22 protein-coding genes, 1 tRNA gene and 2 rRNA genes are annotated in these 25,874 nt (G+C 57.8%); 10 read left to right on the top strand and 15 right to left on the bottom strand.

Annotated features, from left to right (window positions below):
• Positions 1 to 5: 5 nt before the first annotated feature.
• From rrf (C1Y42_RS15340) to rrf (C1Y42_RS15330), 3 genes are all read left to right on the top strand, one after another.
• Positions 6 to 121: ribosomal RNA gene (gene rrf, locus C1Y42_RS15340) — 5S ribosomal RNA — on the top strand.
• A 14-nt stretch (positions 122 to 135) separates the two neighbouring features.
• Positions 136 to 211: transfer RNA gene (locus tag C1Y42_RS15335), tRNA-Thr, on the top strand.
• Positions 212 to 243: 32 nt separating this feature from the next.
• Positions 244 to 359 (top strand): 5S ribosomal RNA (gene rrf / locus C1Y42_RS15330).
• A gap of 151 nt (positions 360 to 510) precedes the next feature.
• On the opposite strand, the gene C1Y42_RS15325 is transcribed toward rrf (C1Y42_RS15330), so the two are convergent.
• The 15 genes from C1Y42_RS15325 to msrP all read right to left on the bottom strand — a co-directional run bounded on the left by C1Y42_RS15325 (position 511) and on the right by msrP (position 14,509).
• Complete coding sequence (locus tag C1Y42_RS15325; RefSeq protein WP_058759889.1) at positions 511 to 1,272, bottom strand: amino acid ABC transporter ATP-binding protein; 762 nt, start codon at positions 1,270 to 1,272, stop codon at positions 511 to 513.
• An 8-nt stretch (positions 1,273 to 1,280) separates the two neighbouring features.
• Positions 1,281 to 2,381, bottom strand: coding sequence for an amino acid ABC transporter permease (locus C1Y42_RS15320; RefSeq protein ID WP_021508166.1), 1,101 nt, complete (start codon positions 2,379 to 2,381; stop codon positions 1,281 to 1,283).
• 15 nt (positions 2,382 to 2,396) lie between these two features.
• The gene (locus C1Y42_RS15315; protein WP_021508165.1) at positions 2,397 to 3,575 is read right to left on the bottom strand and encodes an amino acid ABC transporter permease; all 1,179 of its coding nucleotides are present in this window, start codon (positions 3,573 to 3,575) and stop codon (positions 2,397 to 2,399) included.
• A gap of 66 nt (positions 3,576 to 3,641) precedes the next feature.
• On the bottom strand, positions 3,642 to 4,667 hold the full coding sequence (locus C1Y42_RS15310) for an amino acid ABC transporter substrate-binding protein (RefSeq protein ID WP_058759887.1): 1,026 nt from the start codon (positions 4,665 to 4,667) through the stop codon (positions 3,642 to 3,644).
• A 537-nt stretch (positions 4,668 to 5,204) separates the two neighbouring features.
• Positions 5,205 to 5,501 carry a DNA-binding transcriptional regulator Fis gene (fis, locus tag C1Y42_RS15305; RefSeq protein ID WP_003855228.1) on the bottom strand — a complete coding sequence of 99 codons (297 nt, stop codon included), beginning with the start codon at positions 5,499 to 5,501 and terminating at the stop codon, positions 5,205 to 5,207.
• Between the two features lie 24 nt (positions 5,502 to 5,525).
• Positions 5,526 to 6,491 carry a tRNA dihydrouridine synthase DusB gene (gene dusB, locus C1Y42_RS15300; RefSeq protein ID WP_040679767.1) on the bottom strand — a complete coding sequence of 322 codons (966 nt, stop codon included), beginning with the start codon at positions 6,489 to 6,491 and terminating at the stop codon, positions 5,526 to 5,528.
• Positions 6,492 to 6,799: 308 nt separating this feature from the next.
• Positions 6,800 to 7,528, bottom strand: a complete 729-nt coding sequence (locus C1Y42_RS15295; protein WP_031279827.1) for a carbonic anhydrase — start codon at positions 7,526 to 7,528, stop codon at positions 6,800 to 6,802.
• 195 nt (positions 7,529 to 7,723) lie between these two features.
• Entirely contained in the window at positions 7,724 to 8,605 is an 882-nt protein-coding gene (gene prmA / locus C1Y42_RS15290) for a 50S ribosomal protein L11 methyltransferase (RefSeq protein ID WP_104093877.1), read from the bottom strand.
• A gap of 12 nt (positions 8,606 to 8,617) precedes the next feature.
• Positions 8,618 to 10,063 (bottom strand): sodium/pantothenate symporter, encoded by a 1,446-nt coding sequence (panF, locus tag C1Y42_RS15285; RefSeq protein ID WP_104093876.1) that lies wholly within the window; start codon positions 10,061 to 10,063, stop codon positions 8,618 to 8,620.
• Positions 10,053 to 10,295 (bottom strand): YhdT family protein, encoded by a 243-nt coding sequence (locus C1Y42_RS15280; RefSeq protein ID WP_104093875.1) that lies wholly within the window; start codon positions 10,293 to 10,295, stop codon positions 10,053 to 10,055. Before C1Y42_RS15280 ends, panF begins: the two co-directional genes overlap by 11 nt.
• Positions 10,296 to 10,366: 71 nt before the next feature.
• Positions 10,367 to 11,716: an acetyl-CoA carboxylase biotin carboxylase subunit gene (gene accC / locus C1Y42_RS15275; RefSeq protein ID WP_021508158.1), complete on the bottom strand. Its 1,350-nt coding sequence runs from the start codon at positions 11,714 to 11,716 to the stop codon at positions 10,367 to 10,369.
• 11 nt (positions 11,717 to 11,727) lie between these two features.
• Positions 11,728 to 12,195: an acetyl-CoA carboxylase biotin carboxyl carrier protein gene (accB, locus tag C1Y42_RS15270; RefSeq protein WP_058759883.1), complete on the bottom strand. Its 468-nt coding sequence runs from the start codon at positions 12,193 to 12,195 to the stop codon at positions 11,728 to 11,730.
• Positions 12,196 to 12,216: 21 nt separating this feature from the next.
• Positions 12,217 to 12,669, bottom strand: a complete 453-nt coding sequence (aroQ, locus tag C1Y42_RS15265; RefSeq protein WP_021508156.1) for a type II 3-dehydroquinate dehydratase — start codon at positions 12,667 to 12,669, stop codon at positions 12,217 to 12,219.
• Positions 12,670 to 12,901: 232 nt separating this feature from the next.
• A complete protein-coding gene (msrQ, locus tag C1Y42_RS15260; protein WP_058775721.1) occupies positions 12,902 to 13,504 on the bottom strand; it encodes a protein-methionine-sulfoxide reductase heme-binding subunit MsrQ in 603 nt (200 codons plus the stop codon).
• Positions 13,505 to 14,509 (bottom strand): protein-methionine-sulfoxide reductase catalytic subunit MsrP, encoded by a 1,005-nt coding sequence (msrP, locus tag C1Y42_RS15255; protein WP_021508154.1) that lies wholly within the window; start codon positions 14,507 to 14,509, stop codon positions 13,505 to 13,507.
• Between the two features lie 305 nt (positions 14,510 to 14,814).
• Between msrP and csrD the strand changes: the two genes are divergently transcribed.
• The 7 genes from csrD (at position 14,815) to yhdP (ending at position 25,831) form a co-directional block, all read left to right on the top strand.
• Complete coding sequence (gene csrD, locus C1Y42_RS15250) at positions 14,815 to 16,761, top strand: RNase E specificity factor CsrD (protein ID WP_058775722.1); 1,947 nt, start codon at positions 14,815 to 14,817, stop codon at positions 16,759 to 16,761.
• 311 nt (positions 16,762 to 17,072) lie between these two features.
• Positions 17,073 to 18,116 (top strand): rod shape-determining protein MreB, encoded by a 1,044-nt coding sequence (gene mreB / locus C1Y42_RS15245; RefSeq protein WP_003855260.1) that lies wholly within the window; start codon positions 17,073 to 17,075, stop codon positions 18,114 to 18,116.
• A 268-nt stretch (positions 18,117 to 18,384) separates the two neighbouring features.
• Positions 18,385 to 19,419 carry a rod shape-determining protein MreC gene (gene mreC / locus C1Y42_RS15240; RefSeq protein ID WP_021508152.1) on the top strand — a complete coding sequence of 345 codons (1,035 nt, stop codon included), beginning with the start codon at positions 18,385 to 18,387 and terminating at the stop codon, positions 19,417 to 19,419.
• Positions 19,416 to 19,904, top strand: coding sequence for a rod shape-determining protein MreD (gene mreD / locus C1Y42_RS15235; protein WP_031279826.1), 489 nt, complete (start codon positions 19,416 to 19,418; stop codon positions 19,902 to 19,904). The genes mreC and mreD overlap by 4 nt, the downstream gene beginning before the upstream one ends.
• Before the next feature lie 8 nt (positions 19,905 to 19,912).
• The gene (locus C1Y42_RS15230; protein WP_021508150.1) at positions 19,913 to 20,506 is read left to right on the top strand and encodes a nucleoside triphosphate pyrophosphatase; all 594 of its coding nucleotides are present in this window, start codon (positions 19,913 to 19,915) and stop codon (positions 20,504 to 20,506) included.
• Positions 20,496 to 21,965, top strand: a complete 1,470-nt coding sequence (gene rng / locus C1Y42_RS15225; protein WP_021508149.1) for a ribonuclease G — start codon at positions 20,496 to 20,498, stop codon at positions 21,963 to 21,965. The genes C1Y42_RS15230 and rng overlap by 11 nt, the downstream gene beginning before the upstream one ends.
• Before the next feature lie 47 nt (positions 21,966 to 22,012).
• Positions 22,013 to 25,831: an AsmA2 domain-containing protein YhdP gene (gene yhdP, locus C1Y42_RS15220; RefSeq protein ID WP_104093874.1), complete on the top strand. Its 3,819-nt coding sequence runs from the start codon at positions 22,013 to 22,015 to the stop codon at positions 25,829 to 25,831.
• Positions 25,832 to 25,874 lie beyond the last annotated feature (43 nt).

The raw sequence follows: 25,874 nt of genomic DNA, 5'->3' as shown, positions 1-25,874 counted from the left end.
ATTTGCCTGGCGGCAACAGCGCGGTGGTCCCACCTGACCCCATGCCGAACTCAGAAGTGAAACGCCGTAGCGCCGATGGTAGTGTGGGGCCTCCCCATGCGAGAGTAGGGAACTGCCAGGCATCAAATTTAGTGTGCTGATATGGCTCAGTTGGTAGAGCGCACCCTTGGTAAGGGTGAGGTCCCCAGTTCGACTCTGGGTATCAGCACCAGTTATGGCATGAGTTCGGTTTAAAAGAATTTGCCTGGCGGCAACAGCGCGGTGGTCCCACCTGACCCCATGCCGAACTCAGAAGTGAAACGCCGTAGCGCCGATGGTAGTGTGGGGTCTCCCCATGCGAGAGTAGGGAACTGCCAGGCATCAAACACGAAAGCCCTGAACATCTGTTCAGGGCTTTTTTGTTTTCCGCGATGACCTTTATCTCAATAAAAACGCTCAATAAAATCCACAGACATAAAAAAGCCCCTGCCAGGCTGGCAAGGGCTGAATAATGCGGCTAATCGTGTTCGCTTAGTGGATAACCTGCGACAGAAACGCCCGGGTCCGCTCGGATTTCGGATTCGCAAAGAACTCTTCCGGCGGCGCCATCTCCACGATTTCACCGCGATCCATAAAGATCACCCGATCGGCAACCGTGCGCGCAAAGCCCATCTCATGCGTCACACACAGCATCGTCATCCCGTCTTCCGCCAGACCGATCATGGTATCCAGCACCTCTTTAACCATCTCAGGATCGAGCGCGGAGGTGGGTTCATCGAATAACATAATCTTCGGCTTCATACACAGCGAACGGGCGATGGCCACGCGCTGCTGCTGACCGCCAGAGAGCTGCCCGGGAAACTTATGAGCATGCTCAGCAATGCGCACGCGCTGCAGATAGTGCATCGCCAGTTCTTCGGCCTCTTTCTTTGGCATCTTGCGTACCCACATCGGTGCCAGCGTACAGTTCTGCAGGACGGTCAGATGCGGGAAGAGATTGAAGTGCTGAAAAACCATGCCGACTTCAGTGCGCACGCGTTCAATATTGCGTACGTCATCATTCAGGTGGATGCCGTCTACAACAATCCGTCCCTGCTGATGCTCTTCCAGATGGTTGATGCAGCGAATGGTGGTAGATTTACCGGAACCCGAAGGGCCGCACAGCACGATACGCTCGCGCGGTTTCACCTGCAGGTTGATATCTTTCAGCACATGGAATTGCCCGTACCATTTATTCACGTTTTCGAGCGTAATCATCATGGCGTTAGCCGCCGTTGTCATTGTTTGTGTCATGTAAAACCTCAGTGCGATTTACGCCCGGTGTGGAAGCGCTTTTCCAGATACTGGCTATAGCGCGACATGCTAAAACAGAAAATCCAGTAGACCAGTGCAGCGAAAACATAGCCCTCGGTCGACATACCCAGCCACGTAGGGTCGACGGTTGCCTGCTGCACGCTACTGAACAGATCGAACAGGCCGATGATGATCACCAGGCTGGTATCTTTAAACAGCGCGATGATGGTATTCACCAGACCAGGAATGGTCAGCTTGAGCGCCTGCGGTAAAATCACCAGCGCCTGGGTTTTCCAGTAGCTAAGCGCTAGCGACTCGGCTGCTTCGTACTGGCCTTTCGGCAATGCCTGCAGCCCGCCGCGCACCACTTCCGCGACATACGCCGACTGGAACAGGATCACGCCAACCAGTGCACGCACCAGTTTATCGATGGTGGTGCCCTCCGCCATAAACAGCGGCAGCATCACGGAAGACATGAACAGCACGGTGATCAGCGGTACGCCACGCCAGAACTCAATGAAAATCACCGACAGCGTGCGCACCACCGGCATTTTTGAGCGCCGGCCCAGCGCCAGCAGAATGCCGAGCGGCAGCGCCCCGGCAATGCCGACAGATGCGATAATCAGCGTCAACGTCAGGCCGCCCCACTGGCGGGTTTCCACCCGGTCCAGCCCGAAATAGCCGCCGTACAGCAGCAGCCAGACAACCACCGGATAGATCACCGCCCAGCAGGCGATATAGCGGCCACGGCGCGGCATCGATTTGATAAACATCGGCACAATCGACAGCAGACCAATCACCAGCGCCAGATTAATGCGCCAGCGCAACTCATGCGGATAGAGCCCGTACATGAACTGACCGAAGCGCGCGTGGATGAAGACCCAGCAGGCACCCGCTTTCGTACAGTCCGCACGGGTTTCGCCAATCCAGTTAGCCTGGAAGATCAACCAGTTCAGCGCCGGCGGGATAACGCTCCAGATAATCCACAGGCTGAGTAACGTGAGCAGCGTATTCAGCCAGCTGGAGAACAGGTTTTTACGCGCCCAGAGCCAGGCTTTACCCAGCGGATTGCCCGACACCGGCGGCGTTTCGTGTGTGGTCACAGACATAATGGTTCCGTTCTCTTAACGCTCAACCAGCGCAATTTTGCGGTTATAGAGGTTCATCAGCAGCGAAATGAGCAGACTGATAATCAGATAAACCGCCATGGTGATGGCAATGGTTTCAATTGCCTGGCCGGTCTGATTCAGTACGGTGCCAGCAAACAGCGACACCATATCCGGATAGCCGATAGCGGCCGCCAGCGAGGAGTTTTTTACGATGTTAAGGTACTGGCTGGTGAGCGGCGGGATAATCACGCGCATCGCCTGCGGAATGATCACCTGACGCAGTGTAACCGGGTTGGGCAGCCCGAGCGAACGTGCCGCTTCGCTCTGACCATGCGGTACTGACTGAATCCCGGCGCGAATTACCTCAGCAATAAAGGAAGAGGTGTAGATCGACAGTGCCAGCGTCAGCGCTGCCAGTTCCGGAATCATGGCAAAGCCACCGCGGAAGTTGAAACCGCGCAGCTCGGGCACATCCCAGTGCGTGGCGGCACCAAACAGCGTATGGGCGATCAGCGGCAGCAGCACAATTAAACCGGCCGCAGCGGGCCAGGTGCGGCGCAGCTGACCGGTTTTCAGCTGATGCTTGCGGTTAAAGCGGAACAGCGCGGCGCTGGCGGCGATGGCAATCGCCAGCGCGATCAGGAATGGCCAGGTGCCGGGTGCATACTCCGGCCACGGTATATACAAACCGCGGTTGCTGACAAAAGCCAGATCGAACGCGTTCAGCGCCTGACGCGGGCCCGGAAGATTGCGCAGCACGGCAAAGTACCAGAAGAAGATTTGCAGCAGCGGCGGGATATTACGGAACGTCTCGATATAAATGGTCGACAGCTTGCGCAGCAGCCAGTTATCCGACAGGCGCGCCAGACCGATGGCGAAGCCGAGGATCGAGGCGAAGACAATACAGAGCGCGGAGACCAGTAGGGTGTTGGTTAACCCGACCATAAACACGCGCGCGTAGGTATCACCTTCGCTGTAATCGATCAGATGCTGGACGATGCCGAAACCGGCGTTGCGCTCAAGAAAGCCAAAGCCGGAGGTGATACCGCGATTGGCAAGGTTGATCACCGTGTTGTGGATCAGATAACCCACCACAGCAAACACCGCCACAATCGCGACAATCTGGTAAAGCCAGGCGCGAACCGTAGGATTACCGAACGAAAAATCCCTTTTCACGGTTGGGCGTTGCGACATGTTAAAACCTCAGTGAAGAATACGCGTGGGCACCGCAGGATGCGGTGCCCGACTGGCAGGAGACAATTAACGCACTGGTGGAGCGTACTGGATGCCGCCCTGGTTCCAGAGCGCATTCTGGCCGCGTGCAATTTTCAGCGCGCTGTCTTTACCAACGTTACGATCGAACACTTCCTGATAGTTGCCAACCTGCTTGATGATGTTGTACGCCCACTTGTTGTCGAGCTTAAGGTCTTTACCGAAATCACCTTCTGCGCCCAGCAGGTGTGCCATATCTGGCGTGGTTGGTTTCGCCGCCATCTCATCAACGTTCTTCGAGCTGATGCCCATCTCTTCCGCATTCAGCATGGCGAACAGCGACCATTTCACGATGGTGAACCAGTCATCATCACCGCGACGGACGACCGGGCCCAGCGGCTCTTTCGAAATCACTTCTGGCAGTACGATAAAGTCATCCGGCTTGCCCAGCTTGATGCGCAGCGCATACAGCTGTGACTGGTCAGAAGAGAGGGTATCGCAGCGGCCGCTATCCAGCGCTTTAGCAGACTCATCAGAGCGGTCGAAGGTGACCGGCGTGTACTGCATTTTGTTAGCTTTAAAGTAGTCGGCCACGTTCAGCTCGGTATCAGTACCGGCCTGGATACACACGGTGGCACCATCCAGCTCTTTGGCGCTTTTCAGACCGGCTTTCTTGTGGGTCAGGAAGCCGATGCCGTCATAGTAGTTTACGCCGGCGAACAGGAAGCCCATGCCGCCATCACGTGATGAGGTCCAGGTGGTGTTACGCGACAGGATATCCACCTCGCCTGACTGCAGCGCAGTGAAGCGCTCTTTGGCGGTCAGCGGGGTGTATTTTACTTTGCTGGCATCGCCGAAGACCGCAGCAGCAGCGGCGCGGCACACGTCAACATCGATACCGGTGAATTTGCCGCTGGCGTCAGCGTAGGAGAACCCTGGCAGACCATCGCTGATACCGCACTGTATAAACCCTTTCTTCTTAATGGCGTCCAGCGTGGTGCCTGCGTGCGCCTGCTGGGTCACGGCGAACAGCGAGGCGGCAGCAATCAGGGTGGAAAGCATCATCTTTTTCATAAAGCATCCTGTGTGGCGAGATCGTGTGTTGTTATGTTTGCGCGCACTTTACTGTGCGCTTATTTCTTTCTGTGGCGTTTAGCCATCCACGACACTGCAAAGCTGATGCCAGGTTTGCAGAATCCTGAATTCACTGGAAAGATCTTTTAATAAACGGACGTATCCGGAAAGTTGTCGCTACTATCGCGCACCAAAAGGCAGCATGACGAGTCGCCACGATCACAAATAGTGCAAAAAGTTTCACTATATGGAAGCAGTGTGAGCTAACGCTCATGAACAGGTGTACGGCAAAGTGGAATTACCGCTGAAGCGGTTCAGGATCACAAACAAAGCGGGCTGAGGGGCGATCAGAAGGATTTTTTCTGCGCAAAAACAGGGCAGGGCAGCGGCCCTGAGAGAGATAAGCTATCACGCCGGCGATTGCAACTATCGTTACCATTTTGACGATAATCGTTTCACGCGGTGTTAACAGGCGGGAAATACAAACAAAAACGCCAGCCCAAAGGCTGGCGTTATCGCAGCAAGGAACCAGAACGCTTAGTTCATGCCGTATTTTTTCAGCTTCTTACGCAGCGTACCGCGGTTGATGCCCATCATCAGGGCAGCGCGGGTCTGGTTGCCACGGGTATACTGCATCACCATGTCCAACAGAGGCTGCTCGACTTCAGCCAGTACCAGCTCATACAGGTCACTTACATCCTGACCGTTCAGTTGAGCAAAATAGTTCTTCAGTGCCTGTTTAACCGAATCACGCAGAGGCTTTTGCGTCACCTGATCCTGTGAGTTAACGGTAGAAACGGTCAGTACGTCAGAATTTACGCGTTGTTCGAACATAGTTCTTTCAGCTCTTTATTTCGTTTACGCAAGATTTTCGAAGTATGCCTCCAACGCCTCCAGCTGTTCGCTGGCATCCTCTATGGCGTTGAATGTGCGCCGAAACTGGTCGTCAGGGGCACTTTCCTGCAAATACCAGGAAACGTGTTTTCGGGCAATACGGTATCCCTTGCGCTGACCGTAAAAGTCGTGCAGCTCCCGTATGTGTCCAATCAGCATATGCTTCACTTCAGCCAGCGGCTTCGGTGCCAGCAGCTCCCCTGTGTCCAGATAATGCTGGATTTCCCGGAAGATCCACGGTCTTCCCTGAGCAGCGCGTCCCACCATCAGAGCATCGGCTCCGGTGTAGTCGAGCACTGCCCTGGCTTTGTGCGGGTCAGTAATGTCACCATTCGCGATAATCGGAATAGCGACGCTCTGCTTAACTGTCCGAATGCTGTCGTATTCAGCTTGCCCTTCAAACAAACAGGCGCGCGTGCGGCCATGAATGGTCAGGGCCTGAATACCACAGCGTTCAGCCAATTGGGCAATCTCTACACAATTACGATTTTCTTTGTCCCAGCCGGTGCGAATCTTCAGCGTAACCGGTACATCGACTGCGTTCACCACCGCACGGAGGATTGACTCCACCAGCTGCGGATGCTGCAGCAGCGCTGAACCTGCCATCTTACGATTCACTTTTTTAGCCGGGCAGCCCATGTTGATGTCGATAACCTGTGCACCGGACGCAACATTAATGCGCGCGGCGGCAGCCATCTCATCGGGATCGCAACCCGCAATTTGCACGGCGCGAATACCGGGCTCGTCACTATGCACCATACGCAAACGCGATTTGTCACTGGCCCAGACTTCCGGGTTCGATGACAGCATCTCGGAGACAGTCATACCGGCGCCGTTGTCATAACACAGGGTGCGAAATGGCTTGTCGGAAACTCCGGCCATAGGCGCAGCGATGAGTCGATTACGTAGCTGGTGATGTCCAATGCGCATGAAAAAGAAGTGACCCTAACTGTTCGCAAGGCGGCGTATATTACGCATTTTTTCCGGAAGATGAAAGGCCAAACTTTGAACAATTCGCCGTTTAAGATCAGGGAAATGGGGCTTAGCAGCGGGGTATTGATCATTACTTGTTTAAATTCAGTACATTACAAAAATACGCTGAAATTGTGAGCAAAAGTTTTTCCAAAAATATGCGCTGAATCACAACATAAAAACCGCCACTTCCGCGAATCGGCAAGAGAAATGGCGGTGATTTGATTGAAAAGTGAACGGTTTATTTACGTTTAGTGAGTATTTCGTTACTCAACCACCAGCCGGCCATTGAGCGGCTGCACCGGGCGGCTGTTACCGTGTTCACCCAGCACCGCGCTGAAAGCCTGCAGCTGCTGTGCGGAAGCCGTTACCGGTTGCTTCATCACCAGCCAGCGCACGCCTTCACTGCACGGTGGCGTGGTGAGTGAACCGCTGAAGCGGTAGTAACGGCGATCGGCGGGCAGCAGTGGCGTAATATCGACATCCTGCTGCAGTGTAGCTGGCTGATTGACCTGCGCCGGCAGCGTATCCAGCAGCGTCGTCAGCACCGGATTTGCCGCACCGGCTTCGAACATTACCCCGATTACCGCCAGCTGCTGTTGCTCGTCACTGAATACAAAGTGGCCCTCAAGCGGATAGCGTTTACCGTCGATCAGGTTTTCGCTCGGGGTGTGGAAGTGAAACTGCTTCAGCGTGAAGGTCTCGCCGTCCAGCGTCAGCGTATCGCCCTGCTGCAGGTTGATCTGCACGGTGTGGCCGTTGTTAACAATCGCGGCCTGGCGCGCCTGCAGTTCCAGCGTCAGCGCCGGCAGACTGGCATGCAGCGCCTGGCGAATATCAATCGGCGACTGATTCACGCCCTGCTTGCAGACGTGAAAATCAGGGGACAGGTCGCCCCACTGCTGTGGCTGAGCATAATCCCAGGCGGCAGCCTGAACGTGAGCAAAAGGCGCTGCTGCCAGCAGCAGAGCGATCAGTGTGTGTTTGCTTTTCATCATCATTTATTCACTAAGCGATATATCAATGTTATGTGCCGCGCACGGCACGGTTAACAGGGATAGCGCTATCGCCTGGTGCAGCAGTCTACTGATTTCAATGTAAAGAAACGGCAGGAAAACGGGGCTGGCGGGGATTTGAGACAGGTCTCAGGCGGGCAAAATCGGGCCAGCAGTTGCTGGCCCATGCGTCGGTTAGCGGCGCACGCCAGTGATGCGACACCACTCCTCTTTTTCCGCCACGGCGTCCAGCGCAAAGCGCTCCGCATAGGCTTCACACACGCTTTCCGCCTGGCTGGCCAGCACGCCGGACAGGCCGAGATGGCCGCCGGCTTTCGGCAGCACGCTAATCAGCGGCGCCAGTTCGCGCAGCGGACCGGCGAGGATATTGGCGACCACCACATCCGCCTGCAGGTTTTCCGGCTGCTGGTGCGGCAGATACAGCGACAGGCGGTCGGCCACGCCGTTGCGCTCCGCGTTATCGCGGCTGGCCTGGATCGCCTGCGGATCAATATCAATGCCGATCGCCTGGGCTGCACCGAGTTTCAGTGCGGCGATGGCCAGAATGCCGGAGCCACAGCCGAAATCGATCACCGTTTTGCCCTGCAGATCGAGTCCATCCAGCCAGCTCAGACACAGCGACGTGGTGGGATGGGTGCCGGTACCAAAGGCCAGACCGGGATCAAGCATCACGTTAACCGCATCCGGATCCGGCACGTCGCGCCAGCTTGGGCAGATCCACAGGCGTTCACCGAAGCGCATCGGATGGAAGTTATCCATCCATTCGCGCTCCCAGTCTTTATCCTCGATCTGTTCGATCCTATGGCGGAAACCCGATCCCAGCAGCGGATGCTGGCTCAGCTCGGCCACCACATCGTCCATGGCGGTTTCCGCGTCGAACAGGCCAGTCACATCGGTATCGCCCCACAGGCGGGTTTCACCGGGCAGCGGCTCATACACCGGGTTGTCGTGCGTGTCCTGAAAGGTGACTGACACCGCACCGGCGTCCATCAGCGCGTCGCTGAGGGTTTCGGCGTGCTCGCCGGTGCTGTTAATTTTGATTTGAATCCATGGCATAGCGTTTCTCTTTTATTCCAGGGCAGCATCGCGTGCGTCAGGCGCGCTGCCGAACAGATTACCCACCAGGAAGGCCAGCAGGCTTAATGTCAACGATGGCACGATAGGGTGAAAACCCCACAGTTCGATTTTCAGGCTGGCAAGCAGCGTATAGCATCCGGCTCCCACCACCATGCCACTGATGGCGCCCGCCGCATTGGCGCGCTCCCAGTACAGTCCCAGCACCAGCGGCCACAGAAAGACCGCTTCAAGGCCACCGAACGCCAGCAGGTTGAGCCAGATAATCATATCTGGCGGATTCCAGGCCGCCAGCAGCAGCAGCAGGCCGAGCACAAAGGTGATGGTGCCGGAGAGCAGCCGCAGACGCGCCTCGTTCTCGCTGTGCTGCGGCGCGATACGCAGGTAAAGATCTTTGATCAGCGTAGCGGACGATTGCAGCAGCTGCGCGTTAATCGTCGACATGATCGCCGCCATTGGCGCCGCGAGGAACACGCCAGCCGCCATCGGTGGCAGCACGGTGATCATCAGCGTCGGGATCACGCGATCCGGAATCGCCAGATCCGGCAGTACCGCGCGACCGAGTGCGCCGGCCAGATGCATACCGAGCATCAGTATCACCACCACGATAGTGCCGAGGATGATACCGCGATGCATCGCTTTGCTGTCTTTGTAGGAGATGCAGCGCACGGCGGTATGCGGCAGCCCAATCACGCCAAAGCACACCAGTACGGCAAACGAACTGAGGAAGGTTGGATTGATGACGTTGCCGACGCCTTCCGGTGACACCAGCTGCGGATCGATGCTACGCAGTTTGGTGACCGCCGTTGCTAGGCCGCCTGCCTGGTGGATGACGGCAAACAGCAGCAGGAAGGTGCCAATCAGCATCACCAGCCCTTGCATGGCATCGTTGAGCACGCTGGCGCGAAAGCCGCCGAACGCGGTATACAGCGCGATGGTGCCGCCAAAAATCAGCAGCCCGGTGTCATAAGGAATACCGGCGGCCGTCTCCAGCAGGCGCGCGCCGCCGATGAACTGTACCGTCATGGCACCAATAAACGCCACCAGCAGGCTGATACTGGCCAGCCAGATAAGCAGCGGACTGCGGTAGCGGCCATACAGCATGTCATTGAGCGTCACCGCGTTGTAGCGTCGTGCCAGAATCGCGAATTTTTTGCCCAGCACGCCGAGCGACAGCCAGACCGCCGGCACCTGGATCATCGCCAGCAGTACCCAGCCCAGCCCGTATTTATACGCCGCGCCCGGCCCGCCAATAAATGAGCTAGCGCTGATGTAAGTGGTGGTGATGGTCATCGCCAGCACAAAACCGCCCATCGAGCGACTGCCGAGGAAATACTCACTCAGGAAGTTGCCGTGGCGCTGTTTGCGCATGGCAAACACCGACAGCCCGGCAATCAGCACCAGATAGGCCAGCAGTGGCAGAATGATTTCAGTTTCCATCGTGGTCCTCCAGAGACATATCGCGGAACACCACGCGCACCATCAGCCAGCACAGGCCGATGAACAGCACGGGCGCGAACACGCAGGAGAACTCAAACCAGCGCGGTAAGCCGGTGATACCGCTTTGTGTGCCGCCGAGCCATGCGGACACGCCCCAGACGGCGAGGTACGCCAGCGTCAGGTACAGCGACCAGCGCGCCTCTTTGTTAGCTTGCAAAAAACGCCCATCCATCATGCAACCTCAAAGGCAACAAAAATGAAAAAGGCCGGTTTAACCGGCCTCTGCATTGCTCTGCGCTGCGCTTACTTCTCGTGCAGGCCGAGTTTTTTCTCCAGATAGTGGATGTTAGTACCACCCTGCTGGAAGTTTTCGTCGGTCATGATGCGCATCTGCAGATCGACGTTAGTCTTGATGCCGTCGATGATCAGTTCTGCCAGCGCATTTTTCATGCGCGCAATAGCCACGTCACGGTTTTCGCCGTAGGTGATCAGCTTACCAATCATTGAGTCGTAGTACGGCGGCACGCTGTAGCCGGCATAGATGTGCGATTCCCAGCGCACGCCAAAACCGCCTGGCGCGTGGAAACGGGTGATCTTGCCCGGGCTCGGCAGGAAGGTGTTCGGGTCTTCGGCGTTGATACGGCACTCGACCGCATGACCGCGCACCACCACATCTTCCTGTTTGATGGACAGCGGCTGACCGGCAGCAATACGCAGCTGCTCTTTGATCAGGTCGACGCCGGTAATCATCTCGGTGACCGGATGTTCCACCTGAATACGGGTGTTCATCTCAATGAAGTAGAACTCACCGTTTTCATACAGGAACTCGAACGTACCGGCACCGCGATAGCCGATCTCCACGCAGGCGTTAGAGCAGCGCTCGCCGATGTAACGACGCAGTTCCGGCGTGATGCCCGGTGCTGGCGCTTCTTCGACCACTTTCTGGTGGCGACGCTGCATGGAGCAGTCACGTTCGGCCAGATAGATGGCGTTGCCCTGACCGTCGGCCAGAACCTGAATCTCGATGTGGCGTGGATTCTCGAGGAATTTCTCCATGTACACCATGTCGTTGTTGAAAGCCGCTTTGGCTTCCGCTTTCGTCATATTGATGGACTGCTCAAGATCCTTGTCGCTGCGCACAACGCGCATTCCGCGACCGCCGCCGCCGCCAGAGGCTTTGATGATCACCGGGTAGCCGATGCGCTTGGCGATGGCACGGTTTTTCTCCATGTCGTCGGTCAGCGAACCGTCAGAGCCTGGTACGGTCGGTACGCCGGCTTTTTTCATCGCGTTGATTGCTGACACTTTGTCGCCCATCAGGCGAATGGTGTCGGCTTTCGGACCGATGAAGATAAAGCCAGAGCGCTCAACCTGCTCGGCGAAATCGGCGTTCTCAGAGAGGAAGCCGTAGCCCGGGTGGATCGCAACCGCGCCGGTGATTTCGGCGGCGGAGATCAGCGCCGGGATATTAAGATAACTTTTGACCGACTGCGCCGGGCCGATGCAGACGGTTTCGTCCGCCAGCAGCACGTGCTTCAGATCGCGGTCTGCCGTGGAGTGCACCGCCACAGTCTTGATGCCCAGTTCTTTACAGGCACGCAGAATGCGCAGCGCAATCTCACCACGGTTAGCAATGACAATTTTATCCAGCATGCTTCGCCTCGTTATTCGATGACGACCAGCGGCTCGTCGAATTCAACCGGCTGGCCGCTTTCCACCAGGATCGCCTTCACAACGCCGGATTTATCGGCTTCGATCTGGTTCATCATTTTCATCGCTTCAACGATGCACAGGGTGTCGCCAGCGTTCACTTTCTGACCCACTTCCACAAACGCTTTAGCGTCCGGGCTTGGGGTGCGATAGAAGGTACCGACCATCGGCGAACGCACGATGTGGCCGCTGACTTCAGGTTTGGCCGCTTCTGCAGCGACAGGCGCAGCAGCAGGTGCAACCGCAGCAGCCAGCGCAGGCTGTGGAGCCGGAACAGCATAAGCCTGCTGCATCATAGGGTAACCGACATTGGCAGGTGAACGGCTGATGCGAACCGACTCTTCGCCTTCAGAGATTTCCAGCTCAGCGATGCCGGACTCTTCAACCAGTTCGATCAGTTTCTTAATTTTACGAATATCCATGAGTGTGGTTCCGTACTCTGTTTAATTGGAATGTGACAGGCGTTTTACGGCCGTTTGTAAAGCCCACGAGTAGCCGTCGGCGCCCAGTCCACAGATGACGCCGGCAGATACATCGGAAAGATAGGAGTGATGTCGGAACGGTTCGCGTGCATGCACATTAGAGAGATGCACCTCAATAAAAGGAATGCTAACCGCCAACAGCGCATCGCGCAGGGCAACGCTGGTGTGCGTAAACGCAGCCGGGTTGATGATGATGTAATCGACGTTGCCGCGGGCTTCGTGAATACGATCGATCAGCTGGTATTCCGCATTCGATTGCAGATGACTCAATTTCACATGGTGCTGGTCGGCCTGTTGCGTCAGATCGCTGACAATCTGCGCCAGCGTCGTGTGACCATACTTGTCAGGCTCGCGCGTTCCCAACAGGTTCAGGTTGGGTCCGTTTAACAGCAGTATGTGAAATTTATGCGCCATCTTGCGGCTATCTCCTGCAATCAGTGAGGCATCGCGTAAAATACCGCGACATCCTTCATTTGTCACTCTTCAGAGTGAAAAAGAAGACTTCGCTTGCAATAAAGCCGGGCATTATATCCGTTTCGAGGCAATTCGCAGCAAAATACTGGTCTTATCTGCGAAGTTGATCCGGCGAGGCCCGAAGGCCACACCTTTTAACAGATCTCGCAGCAGGAAAACAACCTTGCGGGGATTATCGGCGCAGAAGTTTACGCAACTTATTGTAACGCCAGCCTAACAGCGCCAGCGCCAGTAGTGCATAAATCCACGGCTGCGGTGACAGCACTTTCACAGACCAAAGATAGTGGACAGGCGCGAGGATCGCGACCAGATAGATGCCGTTGTGCAGCGTTTGCCAGCGGCGTCCCAGTTTGCGCTGGGCGCGCTGAAAAGAGGTGACGGCGAGAGCAAACAGAATAATCCAGCTGATCATGCCCAGTAACAAATAGGGGCGCGAAACAATCTCACTGCCGAGTAATCGCAGATGATCGTAACCCAGTTCCAGCAGATAGTAGCTGGTGAGATGCAGACAGGCCCAGGCAAAGCACCACAGGCCGAGCAGCCGGCGGGTACGAATCAGCAGCGGCTGCTTCAGATAACGCGTCAGCGGGCTCACCAGCAGCGTCGCCAGCAGCAGCTTCAGCGCCATGCGGCCGGTAAAATGCTGGATATCTTTCGCCGGATCGGCGCTCAGCCAGCCCTGATTTGCCGCCAGAAACAGGTACACCAGCGGCAGAAACGCCGCCAGATGCAGCACCACTTTCAGCAGCGTAACGTGGCGTAATGTCAGGCGCACTCAGTAGTTCTCCCGTAAATCGAGACCGCGATACAGCGAGGCCACCTCTTTAGCATAACCGTTGAACAGCAGCGTCGGCTGGCGTTCCACCTTGAGAATGCCGCCCGCACCGATAAAGCGCTCAGTCGCCTGCGACCAGCGCGGGTGGTTGACGTGCGGATTCACGTTAGCGTAGAAGCCATACTCGTTGGCGGCGATCTGGCTCCAGGTGGTAGGCGGACGATCGTGCGTCAGGGTAATTTTGACGATCGACTTAATCCCTTTGAAGCCATATTTCCACGGCACCGTCAGGCGAATCGGCGCGCCGTTTTGCGGCGGCAGCGCTTTGCCGTAAACGCCGGTGCTGAGCAGCGTCAGCGGATGCATCGCTTCGTCCAGCCGCAAGCCTTCAACATAGGGATAATCCAGCCCGCCGCCGATAAAGCGGTCCTTTTGTCCTGGCATCTGATCGGGCGCGTATAACGTCTGGAAGGCGACATAGCGGGCATTGCTGGTGGGTTCAGCCAGCTTCAGCAGCTTGTTGAGTTCAAAGCCTACCCAGGGAATCACCATCGACCAGGCCTCAACGCAGCGCATGCGATAGATACGCTGCTCCATGGCGAAGCGTTTGAAGATGTCGTCCATATCCAGCGTCATCGGCTTCGCCACTTCGCCCTCAATGCGCAATTGCCACGGGTCGGTTTTCAGCGTGCCGGCATTGGCGGCAGGATCGGCTTTGTCGAGACCAAATTCGTAGAAGTTGTTGTAGCCTGCGACTTTATCAAACGGCGTCAGCGGCAGGTCCGCCTGCCACTGGGCCGGTTTACTGAACTGCAGATCGCGTCCGGCAGGCGCCGGCGGCCTGTCATTGCCCTTAAACCAGCTCAGCACATCGGCCTGTGCGCCGCCGGGCAGGCTGGCCGCGGCAGCGCCAAGCCCCAGCGCTTTCAGCACCTGGCGGCGGCGCAGATTAAAAATGCTTTCCGGCGTAACATCGGCTTCGGTAAGGATGTGCGTGCGCTTCATGGCGTTCTCCGGCAAATCGATTAACTGCAGCTAGCATGATCAAACGCTGCCCGGCGCGCCACTTTCGCTGGCAAAATGTGAAATTTCCTGGCCGGTGCGTTCTGTTGAGAATAGGACGAAAAAGCCGCCCCGGAAGCCAGCGCTTCACACTTTGACGTTATACTCGCGCCGCAGGGTGGCGAAACCGGCGCCGGGCGGGCGCTGATTTGGATCGGTAATTGTGATAATTTGCTCAGGTTTGCACCAGCGCGGCTGGCGCGAACCGTTGGCTGGCGTTCATAAACCGCAGTGATACAGGCACAGGGATGCGATTAACAACCAAGTTTTCTGCGTTTATTACCTTATTAAGCTTACTGGCGATGTTACTGATGCTGGTAGGCTGCGCTTTTAGTTTTATCTGGCTGTCGCAGCAGCGCGTAGAGAACCGTGTACAGACGCTGGCGACGGAAGTCGATAAAGCGCTGGCAAACCAGTCACCGCAGGAACTGACGCAGTGGCTGACGCGCCTGATGCCCGTCATCAATGCCGAACAGCTGGAACTGCATCACGATGATAGCGTGCTGTTCCGCCTCGCGCGTCATGAAAATCCGATGCTGGAAGACGAGCCCAACCGTTTCATTCAACTGGATGTGCCGCTGGTGCACGCGCCGGGCATGGCGCTGCGCGTGGTGGTGCTCGATCCCGCCAAAACCTGGTTCCGCTCGTTCACCGGTGCCTACACGCTGATTATCCTGCTGACGGTGGTGGCGATCATGTCGGCGCTGCTGGTGATGACGCACCGCTGGCTTAACCGCCGCTGGCAGCATATGGAGCGGCTGGAGGCGCGCGCGGAGCGCATTCTGGCTGGCGAGCGCGCGCCACGCAGCGATACCATCGCCGAATGGCCGCCGAAAGCCAGCCGCGCTATCGATCTGCTGCTGGGGGATTTACAGGAAGCCGGCGAGCAGCGTCTGCGTATCGACACCTTAATCCGCACCTTTGCCGCGCAGGATTCGCGTACCGGCCTGAATAATCGCCTGTTTTTCGATAACCAACTGGCCACGTTGCTGGAAGACCAGGAAGATGTTGGCACGCACGGTGTGGTGATGATGGTGCGGCTGCCGGACCTCGATACCCTGCATGAAACCCTCGGACCGACGCTGGTCGATGAATACCTGTTCGACCTGGTAAACATGCTCTCCACCTTCGTGCTGCGCTATCCGGGGGCGCTGCTGGCGCGCTATTTCCGCAGCGACTTTGCCGTACTGCTGCCGCACCGCACTTTGAAAGAGGCCAACAGCATTGCCGACCAGCTGATCAACGCGGTGGATTCGCTGCCGCCGATGCGCATGGTGGATCGCGATGATCTGATCCACATTGGCATTAGCGCCTGGCGCAGCGGCGAGTCGGTGTCGCAGGTGATGGAGAACGTCGAACTGGCCACGCGCCGGGCGGCGCTGCAGGGCGGCAACAACTGGTCGGTGGGCGAGGGCAATACGCTGGAGATGGGGCGCGGCAGCGTGCGCTGGCGCACCCTGCTGGAAAACACCGTAAACCGCGGGGGCCCGCGTCTGTACCAGAAACCGGCGGTGCTGCTGGACGGCAAAGTGCATCACCGTGAAATGCTGGCGCGCGTGTTCGACGGCGATAAAGAGGTGGTGTCGGCAGAGTTCATGCCGCTGGTGCTGCAGCTTGGCATGGCCGACAGCTGGGATCGCCAACTGGTCATGCGTATTGCGGCGCTGTCGGAGGTCTGGCCGGATGAAACGCTGGCGCTGCCGGTGAATATCGATTCGCTGCTGCAACGGCCGTTCCAGCGCTGGCTGCAAAAATTGCTACTGCAGTGCAGTAAATCGCAAAGAAAACGATTTTTATTTGAACTTGCTGAGGCGGATGTTTGTCAACACATCAATCGTTTAGTGCCGGTTTTCCGTATGCTGACCGCGTTTGGCTGTCGGATTGCGGTAGATCAGGCCGGATTAACGGTGGTGAGTAGCGCTTACATCAAGCAGTTCCCGATTGAGCTGATCAAGCTCGATCCGGGCCTGATTCGCAACATTGAGCGCCGTACAGAAAATCAGCTGTTCGTGCAAAGTTTGCTGGAAGTGTGTAAATCCACGCCCACCAAAGTCTTTGCCGCCGGTGTACGCACGCGCGCGGAGTGGCAAACGCTGGCCGGGCTGGGCGTCGCGGGCGGCCAGGGCGACTTTTTTGCTCCTTCGCTGCCGGTGAACAGTAACGTGAAGAAACACTCACAACGTTACCGGATTTAGCGCGTCAGCCACAGATACGGCAGCAGGCGGCTATTTTTCGCCTTTATGCCATGCGCAGCCGGCGCGATCGGCGGCGGGAAATGTTAGATTTTATGTCGGAATTCACCCGCGACCGGCGGGTGAATTTGCGTTTAGAGCGGCAGCTTAGCGCCGTTTAACGCCGGTGTCGGACGGCAGCACCGCCGCGAAAAATTATTCAGCCTGGTTTTTCACCGAAGCAGAACGTTTTTGCGCCTTGTAGCGGCTTCGCGTGGTTGGTAAAGTAGGCGGATTTTATTTTCCGCCCCCAGCTTGCAGGATTATCCCTTAGTATGTTTAAAAAATTTCGTGGCATGTTTTCCAATGACTTGTCCATTGACCTGGGTACCGCGAATACCCTGATTTACGTAAAAGGACAAGGCATCGTGCTGAACGAGCCTTCTGTGGTTGCCATTCGTCAGGATCGCGCCGGCTCCCCAAAGAGCGTAGCGGCTGTTGGTCATGATGCAAAGCAGATGCTTGGCCGTACGCCGGGTAACATCGCAGCAATCCGTCCGATGAAAGATGGCGTTATCGCCGACTTCTTCGTGACTGAAAAAATGCTCCAGCACTTCATCAAGCAAGTGCACAGCAACAGCTTTATGCGCCCCAGCCCACGTGTGCTGGTGTGCGTGCCGGTTGGTGCGACCCAGGTTGAGCGTCGTGCCATCCGCGAATCGGCGCAGGGCGCCGGTGCCCGTGAAGTGTTCCTGATTGAAGAACCCATGGCCGCGGCAATCGGCGCGGGTCTGCCAGTGTCAGAAGCGACCGGCTCGATGGTGGTGGATATCGGTGGCGGTACGACCGAAGTTGCGGTTATCTCCCTGAACGGCGTGGTTTACTCTTCTTCTGTGCGTATTGGTGGCGATCGCTTCGATGAAGCTATCATTAACTACGTGCGCCGTAATTACGGCTCGCTGATTGGTGAAGCCACCGCTGAGCGTATCAAGCATGAGATCGGTTCGGCTTATCCGGGTGACGAAGTGCGCGAGATCGAAGTGCGCGGCCGTAACCTGGCTGAGGGCGTGCCGCGTGGCTTTACGCTGAACTCGAATGAAATCCTGGAAGCGCTGCAGGAGCCACTGACCGGTATCGTCAGTGCCGTGATGGTCGCGCTGGAGCAGTGCCCGCCGGAGCTGGCGTCTGACATCTCCGAGCGCGGTATGGTGCTGACCGGTGGCGGCGCGCTGCTGCGTAACCTGGATCGTCTGCTGATGGAAGAGACCGGTATTCCGGTAGTGGTCGCAGAAGATCCGCTGACCTGCGTAGCGCGCGGCGGCGGTAAAGCACTGGAAATGATCGACATGCATGGCGGCGATTTGTTCAGCGAGGAGTAATTCCTCTCCGGCTGAGACCGTGGTCAAATTGCGCAGGGAATAGCGACGATACCCAAAATCAGCACAACGGCAGGACGATGGCCATCGCATGCCGCTCGGCAGCCTCAGCAGCAGGCACCGGGCAGCAGCGGCACAACGTCGTCACTGCGGTTTGCAGGATGCGGGGTAACTGGCGACGCTGCGCACGACGGCGTATAGCGTCCAGCCCTGGAGGCGTGAGTGCTGACACTCACGCTTCTTCCCTGATGTCGAGGAATTCGCAGAATTTATGAAGCCGATTTTTAGCAGGGGACCTTCCCTGCAGTTGCGCCTGTTTCTGGCCGTGATTGTGGCTATCGCGATTATTGTCGCCGATAGCCGGATCAGCACGTTCTCCCAGATCCGCAACTACCTGGACACGTCGGTCAGTCCATTTTACTTCCTGGCCAACGGGCCACGACAGCTTCTTGACGGCGTTTCCGAAACGCTGGCCTCGCGCCAGCAGCTGGAGCTGGAAAACAAAGCGCTGCGCCGTGAGCTCTTCCTGAAAAACAGTGACCTGCTGATGCTGGGGCAATACAAGCAGGAAAACGCGCGTCTGCGCGAGCTGCTCGGCTCGCCGCTGCGTCAGGATGAGCACAAAATGGTGACCCAGGTGATCTCCACCGGCACCGATCCTTACACCGATCAGGTGATCATCGATAAAGGCAGCGTCAACGGCGTGTATGAAGGCCAGCCGGTGATCAGCGATAAAGGCGTGGTCGGCCAGGTGGTGGCGGTAGGGCAGATGACCAGCCGCGTGCTGCTGATTTGTGATGCCTCGCACGCCCTGCCGATTCAGGTGCTGCGTAACGATATTCGCGTCATCGCCGCCGGTAACGGCTGCAGCGAAGATCTGCAGCTGGAGCATCTGCCGGGCAATACGGATATTCGCGTCGGTGATGTGCTGGTGACGTCAGGCCTGGGCGGACGCTTCCCGGAAGGCTATCCGGTCGGCGTGGTGTCGTCAGTGAAAGTGGATACGCAGCGTGCCTATACCGTGATTCAGGCGCGTCCGACCGCCGGTCTGCAGCGTCTGCGCTACCTGCTGCTGCTGTGGGGTGCGGATAAGAACGGCGACATGCCGATGGCACCGGATGAAGTGCATCGCGTGGCCAACGAGCGCCTGATGCAGATGATGCCGCAGGTGCTGCCGCCCGCGGGCGAAATGGGGCCGCCGGCACCCGCCATGATGCAGCAAAATCAGCAGATGGGGCCGCCACAGCCCGCCGCCAGCAGCCGTTCGCAGGGTAATCCGGCGAACTCGCGCGGAGGCCAGCCTTGAGTCGATATCGCAGCCAGGGGCGTTGGGTGATCTGGCTGTCCTTCCTTGTTGCGCTTATCCTGCAAATCATGCCGTGGCCGGATCAGATTTACATGTTCCGGCCATCGTGGCTATTGCTGATCCTGATCTACTGGGTGCTGGCGCTGCCGCACCGGGTCAATGTGGGCACCGGCTTTTTCCTCGGCGCCATTATGGATCTGGTCGCCGGCTCAACGCTGGGCGTGCGTGCGCTGGCGTTCAGCATTATCGCCTATCTGGTGGCCTTTAAATTTCAGCTATTCCGTAATCTGGCGTTGTGGCAGCAGGCATTAATGGTTATGGTGCTGTCGCTGGCGGTTGATGTGATTGTTTTCTGGGCAGAATTTCTGGTCATCAACGTCTCCTTCCGCCCGGAAATCTTCTGGAGTAGCGTGGTCGACGGTATCCTGTGGCCCTGGCTATTCTTACTGATGAGAAAGATTCGCCGTCAGTTTGCTGTGCAATAAGGAATACAATGATAACCCTCTACCTGGCTTCCGGCTCACCGCGTCGGCGCGAGCTGTTAACGCAGCTTGGCCTGCAGTTTGAGCGCCTGATTACCGATGTTGAAGAGCAGCGTCAGCCGGGTGAGGCGGCGGAGTCTTATGTGCGGCGTCTGGCCAGCGATAAGGCGCGGGCCGGCGTGCGGATAGCACCGCAGGATCTGCCGGTGCTGGGCGCTGACACCATCGTGGTGCTGAATGGCGAAGTGCTGGAGAAACCGCGCGATGCGGCGCATGCCGCACAGATGCTGGGTAAACTGGCCGGGCAAACCCATCAGGTCATGACGGCCGTGGCGCTGGCCGATGCGCAGGGTGAACTGGATTGCCTGGTGACCACAGACGTGACATTCCGCACTATCACGGCAGAGGAAATTTCGCACTATATCGCCAGCGGCGAGCCGATGGATAAAGCCGGCGCGTACGGTATTCAGGGCCTGGGCGGCAACTTTGTGCGCCGCATCAATGGAAGTTATCACGCCGTAGTGGGATTGCCGCTGGTGGAAACCAGCGAACTGCTGAGCCATTTTCAGTCGCTGCGTGCGTTAAGGGGACAAGATGACGGCTGAACTGCTGGTAAATGTGACACCTTCTGAAACCCGTGTTGCCTATATTGACGGCGGCATTCTGCAGGAAATCCATATTGAGCGCGAAGCGCGGCGCGGTATTGTCGGCAATATCTACAAAGGGCGCGTCAGCCGGGTACTGCCGGGCATGCAGGCGGCGTTTGTCGATATCGGCATGGACAAAGCGGCCTTTCTGCACGCCTCGGACATCATGCCGCACACCGAATGCGTGGCGGGTGATGAGAAGAAGAACTTTATCGTGCGCGATATCGCCGAGCTGGTGCGTCAGGGACAGGATTTAATGGTGCAGGTGGTGAAAGATCCGCTCGGCACCAAAGGCGCCCGTCTCACCACCGATATCACGCTGCCGTCGCGCTACCTGGTCTTTATGCCGGGGGCTTCACACGTGGGCGTCTCACAGCGCATTGAAAGCGAGGCCGAACGTGAGCGGCTGAAAGCGGTGGTTGCCGCTTACTGTGACGATCTCGGCGGCTTTATTATTCGTACCGCCGCAGAAGGCATTGGCGCAGAAGAGCTGGCGCAGGACGCGGCATTTTTAAAGCGCCTGTGGACCAAAGTCAGCGAGCGTAAGAAGCGCAACCAGACGCGCTGCCTGCTTTACGGCGAGCTGGCGCTGGCGCAGCGCGTGCTGCGCGATTTCGCCGGCGCAGCGCTGGATCGCATCCGCGTCGATTCGCGCCTGACCTGCGATCTGCTGGTGGAATTTACCAGCGAATATATTCCGGAGATGGCCAGCAAGCTGGAGCTGTACAACGGCAAGCAGCCGATTTTCGATCTCTATGACGTGGAGAACGAGATTCAGCGCTCGCTCGAGCGCAAGGTGGAACTGAAATCTGGCGGTTACCTGATTATCGACCAGACCGAAGCCATGACCACGGTGGACATTAACACTGGTGCGTTTGTCGGCCACCGCAACCTCGACGAAACCATTTTTAATACTAATATCGAAGCCACGCAGGCGATTGCGCGCCAGCTGCGGCTGCGTAATCTCGGCGGCATTATCATCATCGATTTTATCGACATGAATAATGACGATCATCGCCGGCGCGTGCTGCACTCGCTGGAGAGCGCGCTGAGCAAAGATCGCGTCAAAACCAGCATCAACGGCTTCTCCGCGCTGGGGCTGGTCGAGATGACGCGCAAACGCACGCGCGAAAGCATTGAGCACGTGCTGTGTGCCGATTGCCCGGTGTGCCAGGGACGCGGTTCGCTGAAGACGGTGGAGACCGTGTGCTATGAAATCATGCGTGAAATCGTCCGCGTCCATCACGCTTACGACTCCGACAGCTTCCTGGTGTACGTGTCGCCCGCAGTGGGTGAAGCGCTGAAAAGCGATGAGTCGCACGCGCTGGCCGAAGTGGAAATTTTTGTCGGCAAGCAGGTCAAAGTACAGGTTGAACCGCTCTACACGCAGGAGCAGTTTGACGTCGTCATGATGTAAGTCGTGAGGTTGAACGCCGTAACCCAACGGAAAGCAAGGAGAGGTGTGTGAGGCGGTTGCCGGGGATTTTGTTACTGCTGCTCGCCGCAATCATCGTCATTGTGGCGCTGCTGGTCAGCGGGCTGCGCCTTGTGATGCCGCATCTCAACAGCTATCGCGGCGAGGTGCTGCACACCCTTTCGCGCGTCAGCGGCGTCACCATCGATGCCAGTGAAATTCAGGGAAAATGGGAGAATTTTGGCCCGACCCTGCAGGTGCGCGATCTGCGTATCGACATGGAAAAAGATGGCGAGCTGCAGATTGGCCGCGTTACGCTGGCGCTCAATGTGTGGCAGTCGCTGCTGCACTGGCGCTGGCAGTTTCGCGATCTCACCTTCTGGCAGCTGCGGCTGGCAACCAACCGTCCGTTGCTCACCAGCGACGAGCAAAAAAACAGCTTCAAACCGGCCCAAATCAACGATCTGTTCTTACGCCAGTTTGACCATTTCGATTTGCGCGACAGCAGCATCCGTTTTCTCACGCCTTCCGGCCAGCATGCCGAACTGGCGATTCCCCGCCTTACCTGGCTGAACGAGGACAACCGCCATCGCGCCGAAGGCGAAGTGAGCCTGTCCAGCTTCACCGGCCAGCACGGCGTGGTGCAGGTACGGCTCGATCTTAACGATACCAACGGGTTACTTAACGACGGCCGCATCTGGATGCAGGCCGATGACGTGGACGTGCGGCCGTGGATTGGCCGCTGGCTGCGTGATAATACCAGCCTGCAAAGCGCGCGTTTCAGCCTGGCCGCGTGGGTCAACCTGCGCGACGGCGAGGTGTATGCAGGCGATCTGCTGCTGAGCAAAGGCGGCGCGCGCTGGCGCGGCGAGCAGGGCGATCATCAGCTGCAGGTGGATGGCCTGACCGCGCATCTGGCGCGCTACCAGAATGGCTGGAGCCTGACGGTGCCGCAAACCCGGCTGATGACTGACGGCGTGGCCTGGGATGCCGGCCATATCGCCCTGCTGTGGAAGCCGGAAGATAAACAGATGATCGGCGCGAACAGTGCAGCGGAAGTGCGGGTGCGTGCCACCCGTCTTGATCTGCAGCGTCTGGCACCGCTGGTGCCGCTGTTTGCGCCGCTCTCACCTACGCTGCTGGACAACTGGCGGGCGCTGCAGCCGCGCGGCTATATCGATGCGCTGGCGCTGGATATTCCGCTGGCGCAGCCGGAGCAGACGCGTTTGCAGGCGCGCTGGCGCGATCTGGCGTGGCAGCACTGGCAGCTTTTGCCGGGCATCAGCAATCTGAGCGGCAGCGCCAGCGGCAGTCTGAACCACGGCCAGCTGGATGTGCAGATGGGCCAGGCGGAAGTGCCGTACGGCGATATGTTCCAGGCGCCGTTACAGATTCAGCAGGTCACCGGCAGGATTAACTGGCTGCGCGATGGCAACGGCCTGACGCTGGATGGCCAGCAGCTGGACGTGCAGGCACGTTCGCTATGGGCGCGCGGCGATTTCCGCTATCAGCAAAATGTCGGTAAAGCACCGCGCCTCGACATTCTTGCCGGGATTCGCGTCACCGACGCCGGTGATGCGTGGCGCTACTTCCCTGAGCCGCTGATGGGCCACGATCTGACGCAGTATCTCAGCGAAGCGGTCAAAGGCGGCCAGGTGGAGAATGCCACGCTGCTGTTTGCCGGCGATCCGCGTCTGTTCCCGTTTAAGCACCACGACGGCATGTTTGAAGTGGCCGTGCCGGTGCGCAATGCCACCTTTCAGTTCCAGCCAGGCTGGCCGGCGCTGCAAAATCTCGATATCGACCTCGATTTTATCAACGACGGTCTGTGGATGAAGGCGGCGCAAACCCGACTGGGCGCGGTGGACGCGCGCAACGTCAGTGCGGTAATCCCGGATTACCTGAAAGAGAAGCTGATCATTGACGGTGATTTGAGCGGCGAAGGTAAAGATATCGCCGACTATTTCGCCCGCACACCGCTCAAATCCACGCTGGGTGCGGCGCTGGAGCAGCTGCAGATTGGCGGCAACGTGCGTGGTTCGCTCAACCTGGATATTCCGCTGGATGGGGAACTGGTGCACGCCAGCGGCAACGTGGTGCTGAATAACAACAGTCTGCACATTAAGCCGCTTAACACCACGCTGAAAAAACTGACCGGACGTTTCCGCTACAACAACGGGAACCTGGAGAGTGAAGAGCTGCAGGCCAACTGGTTCGGTCAGCCCACCGGCGTGCGTTTCAGCACCACAGAAAATCCCGATGATTTTGGCGTTAACGTCAAACTGCTGGGTGACTGGCAGCCGGCAAAACTGGCCATGCTGCCTGCCAGCGTAAGCAGTAAGCTGGGCGGCAGTCTGGCGTGGCAGGGCAATGTCGACATCACGCTGCCGCATCAGGGTGGGGCGCGCTACAAGGTTGATATCAACGGTGACGGCAAGACAGTGAGCAGTCACTTACCTCCACCACTGGATAAAGAGGCCGGTGAGGCACTGCCTATCGCCATTAATGCCAGCGGCGATTTGCACAGTTTTAACCTCAGCGGCAGCGTGCGTGAGCACCATCGCTTTAACAGCCGCTGGCTGCTGGAGCCGCAGCTGCGCGTCGATCGCGGTATCTGGCTGAATGATGCCAAAAGCACGCCGGCGCTACCGGATCGGCGCGGGATGGTGCTTAATCTGCCGGCGCTGGACGGCGAAGCCTGGCTGGGGCTGATGACCGGCGCGACGGGTTCACGCAATGCGCAGGGCGAAACGGACATCGGCGGCGCACTGCTGCCGGGCGATGTGACGTTGCGTACCCCGGCCCTGACGCTCGGCGGCCAGCAGTGGCACGATGTTAATGCCACGGTGACCCAGGGCGCGGGCGGCAGCACGCAGCTGCAGCTGGAGAGCCGCGAAGCGCGCGGCAGCCTGCGAACCGCACAACGCGCGCCGTGGCAAATCGACCTGAGCTATCTTTATTACAATCCGCAATGGAGTGACGGTGAAGCGGGCAAGGCCTCCTCGCCGTTCAGCGGGGACAGTGGCATTGATTTCCGCAGCTGGCCAGCGCTGCAGCTCAACTGCGCTGAGTGCTGGCTGCGCGGCCAGAAGTTCGGCCACATTCAGGCCAGGCTCCAGCCGCAGGGAGAGACGTTAGCACTCACTAACGGCAGCGTCGACACCGGCAGCTCGAAGCTCAATGTCGCGGGTGAATGGGTGAACAAAGCGGGCGAGCAGCGCACTTCGCTAAAAGGCAGCCTGAGCGGCAAAAATATCAATGATGCCACCAACTGGTTTGGCATGAACACGCCGCTGCGCGATGCGCCGTTTAAAATTGATTATGACCTGCACTGGCGCTCCGCACCGTGGCAGCCTTCAGAAAAGACGCTGAGCGGCACGCTGAAAACCCATTTCGGCAAAGGGCAGATTGCGGATGTGAACACCGGTCGTGCCGGACAGTTGTTGCGGCTGGTGAGCTTCGATGCCCTGCTGCGTAAACTGCGCTTCGATTTTAGCGATACCTTTAATGAAGGTTTCTGGTTTGATTCGATTAACGGCACGGCGTGGATTGAAAACGGCGTGATGCGCACCGATAACCTGCTGGTGGATGGCCTCGAAGCGGATATCGCCATGCAGGGCAAAATAGATCTGGTGCAGCGGCAAATCGACATGGAAGCGGTGGTGGCACCGGAGATCGGCGCCTCGGTTGGCGTGGCCACCGCGTTTGTGATTAACCCGGTGGTCGGCGCGGCGGTATTTGCCGCCAGCAAAGTGCTGGCACCGTTGTGGAATAAGATTTCGCTGCTGCGCTATCACATCAGCGGACCGCTGGATAAGCCGGAAATCAATGAAGTGCTGCGCAAACCGCGCGAAGCCGATAAGAAGTGAATTTGACGCCGTCGGGGAATTGCCGCAGGCTATGACTATCCGA

The organism is Pantoea sp. ICBG 985, from assembly GCF_002928365.1.
Lineage (GTDB): Bacteria > Pseudomonadota > Gammaproteobacteria > Enterobacterales > Enterobacteriaceae > Pantoea > Pantoea dispersa.
This window is presented reverse-complemented; position numbering and strand designations above follow the sequence as displayed.

Coding starts and splice junctions, on each gene's coding strand:
- C1Y42_RS15230 (WP_021508150.1), top strand. CDS start 19,913: ATGATAACCCTCTACCTGGCTTCCGGCTCACCGCGTCGGCGCGAGCTG.
- dusB (WP_040679767.1), bottom strand. CDS start 6,491: ATGCGCATTGGACATCACCAGCTACGTAATCGACTCATCGCTGCGCCT.
- mreB (WP_003855260.1), top strand. CDS start 17,073: ATGTTTAAAAAATTTCGTGGCATGTTTTCCAATGACTTGTCCATTGAC.
- prmA (WP_104093877.1), bottom strand. CDS start 8,605: ATGCCATGGATTCAAATCAAAATTAACAGCACCGGCGAGCACGCCGAA.
- msrP (WP_021508154.1), bottom strand. CDS start 14,509: ATGAAGCGCACGCACATCCTTACCGAAGCCGATGTTACGCCGGAAAGC.
- C1Y42_RS15320 (WP_021508166.1), bottom strand. CDS start 2,381: ATGTCTGTGACCACACACGAAACGCCGCCGGTGTCGGGCAATCCGCTG.
- mreC (WP_021508152.1), top strand. CDS start 18,385: ATGAAGCCGATTTTTAGCAGGGGACCTTCCCTGCAGTTGCGCCTGTTT.
- csrD (WP_058775722.1), top strand. CDS start 14,815: ATGCGATTAACAACCAAGTTTTCTGCGTTTATTACCTTATTAAGCTTA.
- C1Y42_RS15315 (WP_021508165.1), bottom strand. CDS start 3,575: ATGTCGCAACGCCCAACCGTGAAAAGGGATTTTTCGTTCGGTAATCCT.
- C1Y42_RS15295 (WP_031279827.1), bottom strand. CDS start 7,528: ATGAAAAGCAAACACACACTGATCGCTCTGCTGCTGGCAGCAGCGCCT.
- accB (WP_058759883.1), bottom strand. CDS start 12,195: ATGGATATTCGTAAAATTAAGAAACTGATCGAACTGGTTGAAGAGTCC.
- accC (WP_021508158.1), bottom strand. CDS start 11,716: ATGCTGGATAAAATTGTCATTGCTAACCGTGGTGAGATTGCGCTGCGC.
- C1Y42_RS15280 (WP_104093875.1), bottom strand. CDS start 10,295: ATGGATGGGCGTTTTTTGCAAGCTAACAAAGAGGCGCGCTGGTCGCTG.
- aroQ (WP_021508156.1), bottom strand. CDS start 12,669: ATGGCGCATAAATTTCACATACTGCTGTTAAACGGACCCAACCTGAAC.
- C1Y42_RS15310 (WP_058759887.1), bottom strand. CDS start 4,667: ATGAAAAAGATGATGCTTTCCACCCTGATTGCTGCCGCCTCGCTGTTC.
- C1Y42_RS15325 (WP_058759889.1), bottom strand. CDS start 1,272: ATGACACAAACAATGACAACGGCGGCTAACGCCATGATGATTACGCTC.
- fis (WP_003855228.1), bottom strand. CDS start 5,501: ATGTTCGAACAACGCGTAAATTCTGACGTACTGACCGTTTCTACCGTT.
- rng (WP_021508149.1), top strand. CDS start 20,496: ATGACGGCTGAACTGCTGGTAAATGTGACACCTTCTGAAACCCGTGTT.
- panF (WP_104093876.1), bottom strand. CDS start 10,063: ATGGAAACTGAAATCATTCTGCCACTGCTGGCCTATCTGGTGCTGATT.